The sequence below is a fragment of the Mesorhizobium shangrilense genome, assembly GCF_028826155.1.
GTDB lineage: Bacteria > Pseudomonadota > Alphaproteobacteria > Rhizobiales > Rhizobiaceae > Arvimicrobium > Arvimicrobium flavum.
Genome location: NZ_JAQGPN010000001.1, coordinates 3,722,042 through 3,734,993 on the forward strand (window position 1 = coordinate 3,722,042; position 12,952 = coordinate 3,734,993).

The following is a 12,952-nucleotide window of genomic DNA, read 5'->3' on the forward strand; positions in this document are numbered from 1 at the left end:
CCCCTCCTACATCAGCGGTTTGGAACCAAGAGGCGAGCTGCGGCATTCTGGGTGCGCAATCACTGCTGGAGTGTCCGTGATGGTTACATTCAGGGAAATGAACGTTCAGCGCATCGCCGAAGACCCCAACCGGTCGACGCAGGACAAGATCAAGGAACTGCTGGAGCTCGAATCCGAGGCGCGCGGTCTGCAGCGCGCGGCTTCAGAGAGCCCGATGAACGCTTACGACGGCTTGGACGCGGACCTTCGCCAGATACGCCTTCTTCTGGGGAGGCTCGGCTGGAGGGAGCCCAAAAAGGGCGCGGCAACCCTATAAAAAGCTGTCGGGAGGACGCGATCACATCAGTCACCTGACCCTATCGGCGGCCTTGGCCGCCGAACAGCATCAAGGATGCATGACGTGGAAAAGCACTTTACCAAAATTGCCAACAAGGTGGCGTACCTTGCCGGCAAGCCGCTCACCTTTCTTTCCTGCGTCGCAATCGTCATCATATGGGCGATCAGCGGTCCGATCTTCGGCTTCTCGGACACCTGGCAATTGATCATCAACACGGGCACCACCATCATCACCTTCCTGATGGTGTTCCTCATTCAGAACACGCAGAACCGCGACGGGGCGGCGGTCCAGGCCAAGCTCGATGAACTTATCCGGGTCTCCACGGAGGCTAAGGATGAGTTCATCGGCATTGAGCACTTGACGGAAGCGGAAGTGGAGGAGTTCCGCAAGAAGTGCGAAAAGGCCGCCCAGAACGCGAGCGAAAAGGCCGCCGACCGCGCCCAGGAAGCCGCCTAGCCAATGATGTCCACGGCCGGCTGCAGTCGGCGAAAGCGGTCTACTTCTTCTTCATACTTGAATCGCCCGGCCTGGAATGGCACATGAGGGCAGTGTTTTGCCCGCGTTGCGGGCCGTTTTCATTCCAGGTCAGGCATGGTCACCTATCTCGACGCCGCTACGGCACCGCTACGCAATACCGGGCAGATCAGGCTCTATGGGGCGGAAGCCTTCGAGGGCATGCGCAAGGCCTGCCAGCTTACGGCTCGCTGCCTCGATGAGCTCGTTCCCATGGTTGAGCCGGGGGTGCCGACGGAAACGATCGACCGGTTCGTCTTCGAATTCGGCATGGACCACGGCGCGATGCCGGCCACGCTCAACTATCGCGGCTACACAAAATCGTCCTGCACCTCGATCAATCACGTCGTATGCCACGGCATCCCGGACGCCAAGCCGCTGCGCGATGGCGACATCGTCAACATCGACGTCACCTACATCGTTGACGGCTGGCACGGCGACTCCAGCCGGATGTACCCGGTGGGCCAGATCAAGCGCGCAGCCGAGCGTCTTCTTGAAGTCACCCACGAATGCCTGATGCGCGGCGTCGCGGCGATCAAGCCAGGGTTGCGCACCGGCGTCATCGGCGCAGCGATCCAGAGCTATGCCGAGGCGGAGCGCTGCTCGGTGGTCCGCGATTTCTGCGGACATGGCGTGGGGCAACTCTTCCATGACGCGCCCAACATCCTGCACTACGGCAGCGCATCGGAAGGCATCGAGATGCGTCCCGGCATGATCTTCACCGTGGAGCCGATGATCAATCTCGGCCGCCCGCACGTAAAAGTGCTGTCGGACGGCTGGACCGCCGTCACCCGAGATCGCTCGCTGTCCGCGCAGTACGAGCACACCGTGGGAGTCACCGAGACGGGCTGCGAGATCTTCACGCTCTCCCCGGCGGGGCTGGACCGGCCCGGCCTGACGTCGTAGCCTCCTCCCCGCCGGTCTTGAGACCTGGGGCGGGGACATGACGTCGGATCGCGACGCGGACGAGCGGGATTTCTTTCTCGACAGTGGCAGGCCAGCGCCTGCACGGCGGGCTTCCGCGACGAAACCGCACTATGCCGGGCATCGCGAGCGGTTGCGCGAGCGCTTCGCGCAAACGGGCGCTGACGCACTCGCCGACTATGAACTCCTTGAACTCCTGCTTTTCCGCTCTGTTCCGCGGGCCGACACCAAGCCCGCCGCCAAGGCGCTGCTCGCCCGGTTCGGCTCGCTCGCCGAGGTTTTGGGAGCACCGCTCGACCTATTGTGCGAGGTCAACGGCGTCGGCCGATCGGTCGCGCTGGATCTCAAGATCGTCGCCGCAGCCACTCAAAGGGCATTGAAGAACGAGATCAGGGGGCGCGAGGTGCTTTCCTCCTGGCAGCAGGTGCTCGACTATTGCAAGGCGGCCATGGCCTTCGAGGAGCGCGAGCAGTTCCGCATCCTCTTTCTCGACAAGAAGAACACGCTGATCGCCGACGAGGTGCAGCACATCGGCACGGTGGACCATACGATGGCCTATCCGCGCGAGATCCTGCGCCGCGCGCTGGCGCTTTCGGCGACCGCCGTCGTCCTCGCTCACAATCATCCTTCCGGCGATCCGACGCCGTCGCGCGCGGACATCGACATGACCAAGACGATTGTGGAGGCGCTGAAGCCGGCCGGGATCGCCGTTCACGACCACATCATCATCGGCAAGAAGGGCTTTGCCAGCATGAAGGGATTGCTGCTGATCTGAGGCGGACCCCACCATGAGCTCGAATGCCGGTTTCCGGATCCCCCCGACCGCGAGGCACCAACGAAGGTGTGCCGGAAGCGCCAAGGCGATCCCGCCACGCAACGACCCACCCGCGCGAACAGGCGGCGACCGCCTGCGGCGTAAAGAGCGGCGAAGACCGGCGCCGCGCCGATGGCAGCTTCAGCTGCCCTGAGAACGCGGCCTATCCGAGAAAGGCCTCACGCAACCGTGCGAGCAGCCCCGGCTTCCTTCCGACCAGAATCTGCCGCACATGGGCCGCGGCGGTTGCAGCACTCACGCTGCTGCCGAAGTGGCAGTAGCAGATGACTTCGTGCAGTTGACCGTCGGTCAGTTCAAAGAACCGCTTGGCCTCGCCATAGGTGTCGTTCTTCATCCCTGCTTCGCGCAGGACGTCATCCGCGAAGGCAACGGAGATCGGAGATCCCTCGCTGCTCATGCGATCCCGGGCCAGAGGCGCCTGGTACTCCGTCTGATGCAGGGTCGACAGGCGGCGCCCCGGATCACGCTCGAGGAGTTCCGCCCAGCGCTGAAGACGCTCGCTGCGCGTCAAAGTCCGCGGCAGTCCGGGTTGTATCTCGGCAACTGCCTGCAGCTCGTCGATAGTCTGGTGTTTCATCCTGGTCTCCTATGCGGACGACAGTAGATCCACCCCCTTTTCTTTCTGAGGACAGCCTGCTCCCGACTGATATCGAAGTCCAATCACGATCTTGGACACAGGCATCAATCACGAAAATGTGGACGACCGGAGCGCGAGGACGCGCACATCAACACGTCAGGCGTTCATTTGGCCGTCCTATTGGGACTGACAGGACGCAACCGACGGTCAATCCCGCACGGTGCGCAACTCTCGACGGGGCGAGCCAACAAAAAAGCCGCCCGGAGGCGGCTTTCCTGAAATGTCTGTCGGTATGACGATTACTCGGCGTCCTTGGCAGCAGCCTTTTTCTTCGGAGCCGCCTTCTTCTTGGGCTCCTCGGCCTTGTCATCAGCGGATGCGGCAGCCTCGCCCTTCTCGGCGTCCTCGGCCTTTGCCGTCTTCTTGGCGGCCTTCTTCGCCGGCTTCTTGGCAGTCTCTTCCGTATCGTCGGCCATCAGCTCTTCCTTGGTGACCTTCTTGTCGGCCACGGAGATCTGGCCGAGCAGGTGATCGACCACCTTCTCCTCGAAGATCGGCGCGCGGATCGTGGCGAGCTGCTGCGGATTGTTGCGATAGAACTCGAAGACCTGCTGCTGCTGGTCGCCCGGGAAGCGGCGTACGAACTCGAAGAGCCCGCGCTGCATCTCTTCCTCGGAAACCTGCACGCCGGCCTTCTCGCCGATCTCGGCAAGCACCAGGCCGAGCCGCACGCGACGCTCTGCAAGGCGCATGTACTCGGCGCGGGCCTCCTCTTCGGTGGTGTCCTCGTCCGCGAAGGTCTGGCCGGCGGCCTGAAGGTCGCGGTTCACCTGGTTCCAGATGTTGGAGAACTCAGCTTCGACGAGCTTCGACGGCGCCTCGAAGGAATAGCTCGCATCCAGAGCGTCGAGCAGCTCGCGCTTCACCTTCTGGCGCGTCATCTGGCCGAACTGGCTCTCGATCTGGCCGCGCACGATCTCACGCAGGCGCTCGAGCGACTCGATGCCGAGCGCCTTTGCGGTCTCGTCGGTCACTTCCATCTCACCCGGCTTGGCGACTTCCTTGACGGTCACGTCGAAGGTGGCTTCCTTGCCGGCCAGGTTGGCGGCGTTGTAGTTCTCCGAGAAGGTGACGGTGATCTGGCGCTCGTCACCAGCCTTGACGCCGATGAGCTGGTCCTCGAAGCCCGGGATGAACTCCTTGGAGCCCAGCACCAGCGGCTGGTCGTTGCCGGCGCCGCCAGCAAAGGCCTCGCCGTCGATCTTGCCAACATAGTCGATGGTGACGCGGTCGCCTTCCTCGGCCTTGCCCTTCTTCTCTTCGTACGGACGCATGGAGTCGGTGACGCGCTTCACCTGCTCCTCGACCTCCTCGGTGGGGACGTCGTAGACTTGGCGGGTCACCTTGATGTCGGAGACGTCCTTGATCTCGATGGGCGGCAGCACCTCATAGTTCAGGCTGAACTCGAAATCGGCGCCGCCGGCCAGGATCTTCTCGGCTTCCTTCTCGTCCTCGGTCATCACGACTTCCGGCTGCATGGCGGCCTTTTCGCCGCGCTCGGAGAGGATGTCGCGCGTCGAGTTCGACAGGATCTCGTTGACGACCTCGGCCATGAAGGACTTGCCGTACATCTTGCGCAGGTGCGGAAGCGGCACCTTGCCCGGCCGGAAGCCATTGATGCGCACCTTGTCCTTGGCATTGGTCAGGCGCTGCATCAGGCGCTCCTCCATGTCCTTGGCGGGCACGGTGACCTTGATCTCGCGCTTGAGGCCGGAATTCAGCGTTTCGGTGACCTGCATCATAAAACCTTTGCTTCGACGAATCCTGCAGCTTGCGGCGCCTTCCGCCGTTCAGCCTGCCGGGTTGCGTGCCGGGAGTGCCATCTTGTGAAGTCGGTGTGTCGAGATTTCGGCGATAGGAGCCTTAAACCCGGACCTGTTTCGCGACGCCTTTGAAGAAGCAAGGATAATCTCTTGACTTTCCTGATGCTTTCGTCAGCTGCGCCAACGACTGCCTAGCCGTCTGTCACATTCGGCTCGCCTTTTGTCACACGCGACTACGATTTTCAACGCAATTTTAGGCGGGACAAGGCGCGCGGGCCTGAGCGCCTCCCTCTCCGATGATGGCATCGGCGGTTTTTTTGGAACTGGTGCCCCCGGCAGGACTCGAACCCGCGACCCCCTGATTACAAATCAGGTGCTCTACCAACTGAGCTACAAGGGCACTCGCACGTGGCCTTACCACATTGGACGCGGCAGTAAAGACAGTATCGGCGGCAGCCGGACTGTGGCGCGCTGCACGAACGGGCCTGATCACGCTGCGGCCCTCCCCTGCAGCCTTGCGGCTTTCAGCCGACCCGCGCACATGCTAACGGGGCGCCGGTTGTATGCGCAGGGAGGCTTCAGGGCCATGGTCAATAGGATCGCCTTCGTTTCGTCAGAGGCTGACGATGCGCGCGAGGCCTGCGCCCGTCTGACCGAGCAATACGGCCAGACGGAGATCGCGGAAGCAGACATCGTCGTCGCACTCGGTGGCGACGGCTTCTTATTGCAGACGCTGCGAGAGACCATGGGAACCGGCAAACGCGTCTTCGGCATGAACCGCGGCACGATCGGCTTCCTGATGAACGAGTTCCGCGAAGACGGATTGCTGGAGCGCCTCAAGGCGACGGTTCACGAAACTATCCGGCCACTGGAAATGGAGACGACGTCAGAAGACGGAACTGTCTCCACGGCTCTCGCCATCAACGAGGTCTCGCTCTTCCGCCAATCCTACCAGGCGGCAAAGGTGCGCGTCACCGTCGACGATCAAGTCCGCATGGAGGAATTGATCTGCGACGGAGTGATGGTGGCGACCCCGGCGGGCTCCACCGCCTACAACCTTTCCGCTCACGGCCCGATCCTGCCCCTGGACGCACCACTGCTGGCGCTGACGCCAGTGAGCCCTTTTCGGCCGCGACGCTGGCGCGGCGCGCTGCTGTCGAACAAGGCCGTGGTGCGCTTCGACATACTGGAAGGCAGGAAGCGGCCGGTGAACGCCGTCGCCGACCACACCGAGATCAAGTCGGTGACCAGCGTGAGCGTCCGCGAATCGCGCGACGGGACCGCGACACTGCTCTTTGACCCCTCGCACTCCTGGAACGAGCGCATCCTGACCGAGCAATTTCGCTACTGAATCCAGCGAATCCGCTACCAGGAACCCGGGACGCATCTTCCGTTAAGGAAATTGCGGTCGAATTGCCGCGTTCACTGGCGATTGTGTTGACAAATCCATATCTTCCGCTTACGGCAGCCCACAATATCCAAGGCGCGCGGCGCCTGGCGCCGTCGGCCTTTGCCTGCCCCGCCCGCGCGCAGAACACGCAAAGACGCGAAAAACACTTGTCATCAGATACGCAGAACGACAACGAAGCGGTTACTTTCGCCGACCTCGGTCTCTCCTCCAAGGTTCTCTCCGCAGTCTCCGACGCCGGATACACTACTCCGACGCCAATTCAGGCAGGCGCGATTCCGCAGGCCCTGCAGGGTAAGGACGTTTTGGGCATCGCCCAGACCGGTACCGGCAAGACGGCCGCGTTCGTGCTTCCGATGATCACGCGCCTGGAAAAGGGCCGCGCCCGCGCACGCATGCCGCGCACGCTGATCCTCGAACCGACGCGCGAACTCGCCGCTCAGGTCGAGGAAAATTTCGTCAAGTACGGCAAGAACCATCGCCTCAACATCGCACTGCTGATCGGCGGCGTCTCTTTCGACGAACAGGAAAAGAAGCTTGAGCGCGGCGCCGACGTACTGATTGCCACGCCCGGCCGCCTGCTCGACCATTTCGAGCGCGGCAAGCTGCTCCTCACGGGCGTTGAGATCCTGGTGATCGACGAGGCCGACCGCATGCTCGACATGGGTTTCATCCCCGACATCGAGCGCATCTGCAAGCTGATCCCCTTCACCCGCCAGACGCTGTTCTTCTCGGCGACGATGCCGCCGGAGATCACCAAGCTCACCGAGCAGTTTCTTCATACGCCGGTGCGCATCGAGGTCGCCAAGGCTGCGACCACCGCTTCGACGGTGACGCAGCGTCTCGTGAAGTCCGGCTCGAAGCCGTGGGACAAGCGTGGCGTCCTGCGCGATCTCATTCGCGCCGAGGGCGACGAGATCAAGAACGCCATCATTTTCTGCAACCGCAAGGTCGAGGTGTCGGAACTGTTCCGCTCCCTGGTCAAGCACGACTTCGACGCAGGCGCGCTGCATGGCGACATGGACCAGCGGGCGCGCATGGCCATGCTGGCGGGCTTTCGCGACGGCAAGCTGAAGCTGCTGGTCGCCTCCGACGTGGCTGCGCGCGGGCTCGACATCCCCGATGTCAGCCATGTGTTCAATTATGACGTGCCTATCCACTCCGAGGATTACGTCCACCGCATCGGTCGCACCGGCCGCGCCGGACGCTCGGGCAAGTCGTTCACCATCGCGACGCGGGGCGACACCAAATATGTCGACGCCATCGAGAAGCTGATCGGCAAGGAAATCGAGTGGCATGACGGCGATCTCTCGACGCTGACCGAAAGCGACGAGGACCATGGTCATCGCGGCCGTGGCCGGGAACGCGCAGGGCGCGGCCGGGAGCGAGGCGAGCGGCATCCGCGCGACGAGCACCGCGCGCGCAAGACGCGCGACGTCTCCGAAACCGCGGAGCAGCCGAGCGCCGCCGTCGTCCCGGCTGAAGCGCTCGAGGAGCGGCGCAACCGCAAGGAAGCGATCAAGGCGAACAACGCCGAGCGTGAGCCGCACCGCGACAACGAGCAGCCGCGCGGCAACGGCAGGCAGGATCGTCCGCGTCGCTACCGCGACGAGGACGAGGTCAACACGGTCGTCGGCTTCGGCGACGACACGCCGGCCTTCATGAAGGTGGCGATGAAGGTTTGACCTTCCGCTTCGCGGGGTCAGCCTTTTCCGCACGCAGCCCCGCCTCGTAGGACTTCCGCGCCCAGACCGCCATTTCGTCCGGATCGTCCAGCGCGCCATCCGGCACCGTCCAGTACGGCATCGCCACCTGTTTTCCGTGTCGCGAGCCAGTGTAGGTCCAGCGGCTGCAGCCGGCCGCTTCGAGATCCGGCGCGGTTTGCGCATCACCCTTCAGCATCAGCTCGCCACGAATCTCGATCGCGATGATGACGCCGCGATGGTAGATTCCCTTGCCGCCGAACATGCGGCGGATGTCGACCGGCCCGAGACCTGAAAACAGATCGGCGATTGCATCATTGTCCATCGGTCATGTCCCGCAGCGTGGAAATCCGAAACCGCAAGTCTGCACCGTTAATCACGCAGGAGGAAGCACCGCATGCCCATTCTGCTGAAAGGCTCCTGCCGCTGCGGCGGCGTGCGCTTCGAGGTCATGAGCCACACGCCTGTCCCCTACCAGCTCTGCTACTGCTCGATCTGCCGGAAGCAGCAGGGCGGCGGCGGATATGCCATCAACCTCGGCGGCATCGCGACGACGCTGAAGGTCGAGAGCGCTGAAACGCTTGGCGTCTATCGGGCAAAAATCGAGGACGATGAGCGCGGGCACTGCGAGGTGTCGACCGGGGAGCGGAACTTCTGCATGTCCTGCGGGTCGGCGCTCTGGCTCTACGACCCGACCTGGCCGGACCTGATCCACCCGTTCGCCTCGGCGATCGACACGGAACTCCCGAAGCCTCCGCACCGGACGCATCTCATGCTGAAATACAAGGCCTCGTGGGTCGAGCCGGACATCCGCGACGGCGACCTCGCCTTCGAACTCTACCCCGAAGAGTCGATCGCCGACTGGCACAGGCGCAACGGGGTTTGGGTGGAGTAAAGTCCCGACCTGAAAACCGTAGTCGCGCCGGCACGGCGCTACATCGCCGACCCACCGCCGTCCTCTTCCTCAAATGTGACCGCGACATCGGCATTGGCGGAGAGGCGGACCTTGCCGCCTTCCACGTCGGCGACTAGGCTGAGCGGAACATAGTGGTGGTGGCCTCTGTGATGCCCCTCCCCGCTGTCGCGCTTCGTAAGTTTTATGCGACCATCCACTACGCGGTCGACCGTACCAACGTGGACACCGTCCGCGCCGATGACTTCCGCATGTTCCTTGATCTTGCTGGTGTCAGCCATGGCCATCTCCTTCGTTGCGCAGGACAACGTCGGATGATGGCAAAGGATGCAGGCGAAATTGCAGGCAGCGCGCTCGGGGCGCGCCGGACCACCGGCTCAGGCGGCGTCGGCGGCGCGAGCCTCGGCGAGGGCCTTGAGGTCGGCCGGCTTCAGCTCCACCGATTCACCGCAGCCGCAAGCCGAACTCTGGTTCGGATTCCGGAAGGTGAATCCGGTGCGCAGCGTGGTCTGCTCAAAATCCATCTCGGTGCCGAACAGAAACAGCGCCGCTTCAGGCGCGACCCAGACATTTGCGCCTTCGCGCTCGATGTGGTCGTCCTTCGGGTTGGGCTCGGTCACGAGGTCGACCGTGTACTCCATTCCGGCGCAGCCGCCCTTCTTGATGCCGAGACGCACGCCGAGAGCATTCTCGCGCGTCGCGACGATCTCCCGCACGCGCTCCGCAGCCCGGTCGGTCATGCTGATGACGGCAAAGCGTCCCATTCAAAGTCTCCCACTCACGGCAGGTTCAAAGGCCTGCGGAATGTCTTGCCACTAACATGGTGAAGATTCGTGGCTCAGGCAAGTTCTCAGTACCAGCCGACCGCGACCTGCGCCTCTTCCGACATGCGGTCCGGCGTCCATGGCGGATCGAAGACCATGCTGACCTCGACGTCTGAGACACCCTCGACGGCGCCGACGGCGTTCTGCACCCAACCCGGCATTTCGCCCGCCACCGGGCAGCCGGGCGCAGTCAGCGTCATGTCGATCTTGACCGACCGGTCGTCCTCGATGTCGATCTTGTAGATCAGGCCAAGCTCGTAGATGTCGGCCGGGATCTCGGGATCGTAGACGGTCTTCAGCGCGGCCACGATGTCGTCCGTCAGCCGGGCCAGCTCGTCCGCCGGAATCGCCGAGGCAGTCCCTGCCGGGGACGGCTCGGTCGTGGTGGTCACGGATGCGTCTTCCATATCGCTCACCCGAAGAACTTTCGCGCTTTTTCCAGCGCTTCGGCCAGCACGTCAACCTCGGCCAGCGTGTTGTACATGCCGAATGAAGCCCTGCATGTGGAGGTGACGCCGAAGCGTTTCAACAGCGGCTGCGCGCAGTGCGTACCGGCGCGCACCGCGACGCCCGCGCGGTCGATGACCATCGAGACGTCGTGGGCGTGGATGCCCTCGAGTTCGAAGGAGACGATGGCGCCCTTGTCGGGCGCATCGCCGAAGATGCGCAGCGAATTGATGGCGCGCAGGCGTTCATGCGCATAGGCCTTCAGTTCCGCCTCGTGGGCTGCGATGCGCTCGCGGCCGATGGAATCCATGTAGTCCAGCGCCGCACCCAGGCCGATCGCCTGGACGATCGGGGGCGTGCCCGCCTCGAAGCGATGCGGCGGGTCGTTGTAACTGACGTTGCCCTCAGTCACCTCCAGGATCATCTCGCCGCCGCCCTGGAACGGGCGCATGGCCTGCAAGAACTCCTTCTTGCCGTAGAGTACGCCGATGCCCGACGGGCCGTAAACCTTGTGGCCAGTAAAGGCATAGAAGTCGCAGTCCAGGTCCTGGACGTCGACCGGCATGTGGACGGCTGCCTGGCTGCCGTCCACGAGGACCGGAATTCCCCGCGCATGCGCGATGCGGCAGATATCCTTGATTGGGGTCACCGTGCCCAGCGCATTCGACATATGGGTGATGGCGACCAGTTTCGTGCGGTCCGTCAGGCACTTCTCGAAATCATCGAGATGGAATTCGCCGAGATCGTCGACCGGAGCCCAGACGAGCTTGGCGCCCTGGCGCTCGCGGATGAAATGCCACGGCACGATGTTGGAGTGGTGCTCCATGATGGAGAGCACGATCTCGTCGCCCTCGCCGATGTTCGGCATGCCCCAGCCATAGGCGACGGTGTTGATGGCCGACGTCGCGTTCGAGGTGAACACGATCTCGTCGATCGACGGCGCGTTGAGAAAGCGGCGAACGGTCTCGCGCGCCTTCTCATAGGAGTCGGTGGCGGCGTTGGAAAGGAAATGCAGGCCGCGATGGACGTTCGCATATTCCTCGGAATAGGCGCGCTGGACCGCGTCGAGCACCGCCTGCGGTTTCTGGGCCGACGCACCGTTGTCGAGATAGACCAGCGGTTTGCCGTAGACTTCGCGGGACAGGATCGGGAAATCGCGGCGGATCGCCTCGACGTCGTAGGGTGCTGAAGTCAATGATTGGTCCATGCGCGTTCCGTCCAACTCACCTGATCCGTCTTGGCGCTCCGCGCCAATCCACCTTCTCCCACACCGGGAGAAGGTCCAGCGCCCAATTTTCCCTCTCTCCGAGGGAGGTGGCCGAGCGAAGCGAGGTCGGATAAGAGTGCGGCGCCCGAACTCGCTTCTCAGCCTGTCTTACCCATGCTCCGCAAACCAGCGGTCGAGCCGCGCTTCCAGCGCATCCACGATCTTCTCGTCGTCCAGTTCCTCGACCACCTCGGCAAGGAACGCCTTGACCAGCAGGCCCCGCGCCGTCTTCTCGTCGATGCCGCGCGCCATCAGGTAAAACAGATGGTCAGCGTGGATCTCGGTGACGGTCGCGCCGTGGCCGCAGGCCACGTCGTCCGCGAAGATCTCGAGCTCGGGCTTGGCCGCAAACTCGCCCTCGTCCGACAGCAGCAGCGTGTTGCAGGCCATCTTGGCGTCGGTCTTCTGCGCGATCTGGTGCACGTTGATGCGGCCCTGGAAGACGCCCCGCGCCTTGCCGGTCACGACGTTGCGGACGAGTTCGCGCGAACCGGTGTGCGGCACCATGTGGTCGAGCACCATCGTCACATCCGTATGCGTGTCGCCGGCGAGCAGGTTGATGCCCCGCAGCTGGAAGTCCGAGCCTTCGCCCTTCGCGGCTACATGGATCTCCTGGCGGACGAGCTTGCCGCCGGCGTTCATCACGAACAGCGTAAGCTTCGCGTTCTTGCCGATCCAGGCATTGAACTGGCCGAGATAGGTCGCCGTCTCCGGCTGTTCCTGGACGATCACGTAGAGCACGTCGCTGTCGTCGCCGACGACGAGATTGCCGACCGAGGACACGAACGCCTCGCCCGTGCCGGTCTGGCGCTCTACGATCGTCGCCTTGACGCCGGCGCCGACGCGAACCGGCAGGCGCACGTGCACCTGACCGCCCGCCTGTACGTTCTGCAGCTCGATCGGCTTCTCCAGTTGCGTGCTGTCGGCGATGTCGACGAACCAGCCGTCGGCAACGAAGGCTGCGTTGATCGCACCGATCGCATCGTCGAGGCCGGTCGGCTCCAGGGCGGCGGCATAGCTGCCGTCGGCCAGCTTCTCGGAGATGTGCCGCACGGCGACGCCCTCGAGGCCAGCCGGCGCCTTGCCGGAGGCGACCCCGTTCAGCACGGGCAGCACCGTCGACCCTTCGAGCACCGGGGCGACGACCTCAGCCCTCGCGGCGGCGTCGTGCGACGGCACGTCGGAGAGCAGGCGACGAAAATCCGTGTAATGCCAGGCTTCGATGCGTTTGGTCGGCAGGCCGAGCTTGAGCTGCTCGATGGCGTTGTCGCGCTTGATCATGACGGCTCCGTCGCCCGGCAGGTCGGCCAGGCGTGCGTCGAAGGCCGCGATCAGCGCGGTCTCCGCCTTCGTCCTTTGCGGTGTGGCGTGGATGTTCATG

General features: G+C 63.6%; 15 protein-coding genes and 1 tRNA gene. 7 read left to right on the forward strand and 9 right to left on the reverse strand.

Translation table 11 applies throughout. The features are described 5' to 3' along the window. Positions 1-79: 79 nt before the first annotated feature. The 4 genes from PD284_RS18035 to radC all read left to right on the forward strand — a co-directional run bounded on the left by PD284_RS18035 (position 80) and on the right by radC (position 2,549). A complete protein-coding gene (locus tag PD284_RS18035; protein WP_274629537.1) occupies positions 80-316 on the forward strand; it encodes a hypothetical protein in 237 nt (78 codons plus the stop codon). A gap of 75 nt (positions 317-391) precedes the next feature. Further along, positions 392-793: a low affinity iron permease family protein gene (locus PD284_RS18040; RefSeq protein WP_411956229.1), complete on the forward strand. Its 402-nt coding sequence runs from the start codon at positions 392-394 to the stop codon at positions 791-793. A 135-nt stretch (positions 794-928) separates the two neighbouring features. Next, the gene (gene map, locus PD284_RS18045; protein ID WP_274629539.1) at positions 929-1,756 is read left to right on the forward strand and encodes a type I methionyl aminopeptidase; all 828 of its coding nucleotides are present in this window, start codon (positions 929-931) and stop codon (positions 1,754-1,756) included. Between the two features lie 37 nt (positions 1,757-1,793). Beyond that, positions 1,794-2,549 (forward strand): RadC family protein, encoded by a 756-nt coding sequence (radC, locus tag PD284_RS18050; RefSeq protein ID WP_274629540.1) that lies wholly within the window; start codon positions 1,794-1,796, stop codon positions 2,547-2,549. Positions 2,550-2,751: 202 nt separating this feature from the next. Here radC and PD284_RS18055 read toward each other — a convergent pair whose 3' ends face one another. The 3 genes from PD284_RS18055 to PD284_RS18065 form a co-directional block, all read right to left on the reverse strand. Further along, complete coding sequence (locus PD284_RS18055) at positions 2,752-3,186, reverse strand: hypothetical protein (protein ID WP_274629541.1); 435 nt, start codon at positions 3,184-3,186, stop codon at positions 2,752-2,754. 299 nt (positions 3,187-3,485) lie between these two features. After that, positions 3,486-4,985 carry a trigger factor gene (gene tig, locus PD284_RS18060; RefSeq protein ID WP_274630686.1) on the reverse strand — a complete coding sequence of 500 codons (1,500 nt, stop codon included), beginning with the start codon at positions 4,983-4,985 and terminating at the stop codon, positions 3,486-3,488. Positions 4,986-5,333: 348 nt separating this feature from the next. Next, a tRNA-Thr gene (locus tag PD284_RS18065) sits at positions 5,334-5,409 on the reverse strand. Positions 5,410-5,595: 186 nt separating this feature from the next. Here PD284_RS18065 and PD284_RS18070 point away from each other — a divergent pair. Both PD284_RS18070 and PD284_RS18075 read left to right on the forward strand, forming a co-directional pair. Next, the gene (locus PD284_RS18070) at positions 5,596-6,360 is read left to right on the forward strand and encodes an NAD kinase (RefSeq protein ID WP_274629542.1); all 765 of its coding nucleotides are present in this window, start codon (positions 5,596-5,598) and stop codon (positions 6,358-6,360) included. A gap of 206 nt (positions 6,361-6,566) precedes the next feature. After that, on the forward strand, positions 6,567-8,102 hold the full coding sequence (locus PD284_RS18075) for a DEAD/DEAH box helicase (protein ID WP_274629543.1): 1,536 nt from the start codon (positions 6,567-6,569) through the stop codon (positions 8,100-8,102). Here the strand turns inward: PD284_RS18075 and PD284_RS18080 are convergent. Then, complete coding sequence (locus PD284_RS18080) at positions 8,077-8,445, reverse strand: TfoX/Sxy family protein (RefSeq protein ID WP_274629544.1); 369 nt, start codon at positions 8,443-8,445, stop codon at positions 8,077-8,079. The two genes, PD284_RS18075 and PD284_RS18080, sit on opposite strands and share 26 nt — an antisense overlap. A gap of 72 nt (positions 8,446-8,517) precedes the next feature. Here PD284_RS18080 and PD284_RS18085 point away from each other — a divergent pair, with 72 nt between their 5' ends. After that, positions 8,518-9,015: a GFA family protein gene (locus PD284_RS18085; RefSeq protein WP_274629545.1), complete on the forward strand. Its 498-nt coding sequence runs from the start codon at positions 8,518-8,520 to the stop codon at positions 9,013-9,015. A 38-nt stretch (positions 9,016-9,053) separates the two neighbouring features. On the opposite strand, the gene PD284_RS18090 is transcribed toward PD284_RS18085, so the two are convergent. The 5 genes from PD284_RS18090 to sufD all read right to left on the reverse strand — a co-directional run bounded on the left by PD284_RS18090 (position 9,054) and on the right by sufD (position 12,951). Then, positions 9,054-9,314 (reverse strand): DUF2171 domain-containing protein, encoded by a 261-nt coding sequence (locus PD284_RS18090; protein WP_274629546.1) that lies wholly within the window; start codon positions 9,312-9,314, stop codon positions 9,054-9,056. A gap of 96 nt (positions 9,315-9,410) precedes the next feature. Next, complete coding sequence (sufA, locus tag PD284_RS18095; RefSeq protein ID WP_274629547.1) at positions 9,411-9,797, reverse strand: Fe-S cluster assembly scaffold SufA; 387 nt, start codon at positions 9,795-9,797, stop codon at positions 9,411-9,413. Positions 9,798-9,883: 86 nt separating this feature from the next. Continuing rightward, positions 9,884-10,264: an SUF system Fe-S cluster assembly protein gene (locus PD284_RS18100; RefSeq protein ID WP_274629548.1), complete on the reverse strand. Its 381-nt coding sequence runs from the start codon at positions 10,262-10,264 to the stop codon at positions 9,884-9,886. A 5-nt stretch (positions 10,265-10,269) separates the two neighbouring features. After that, positions 10,270-11,511: a cysteine desulfurase gene (locus PD284_RS18105; protein ID WP_274629549.1), complete on the reverse strand. Its 1,242-nt coding sequence runs from the start codon at positions 11,509-11,511 to the stop codon at positions 10,270-10,272. 168 nt (positions 11,512-11,679) lie between these two features. Continuing rightward, complete coding sequence (sufD, locus tag PD284_RS18110; protein ID WP_274629550.1) at positions 11,680-12,951, reverse strand: Fe-S cluster assembly protein SufD; 1,272 nt, start codon at positions 12,949-12,951, stop codon at positions 11,680-11,682. Position 12,952 lies beyond the last annotated feature (1 nt).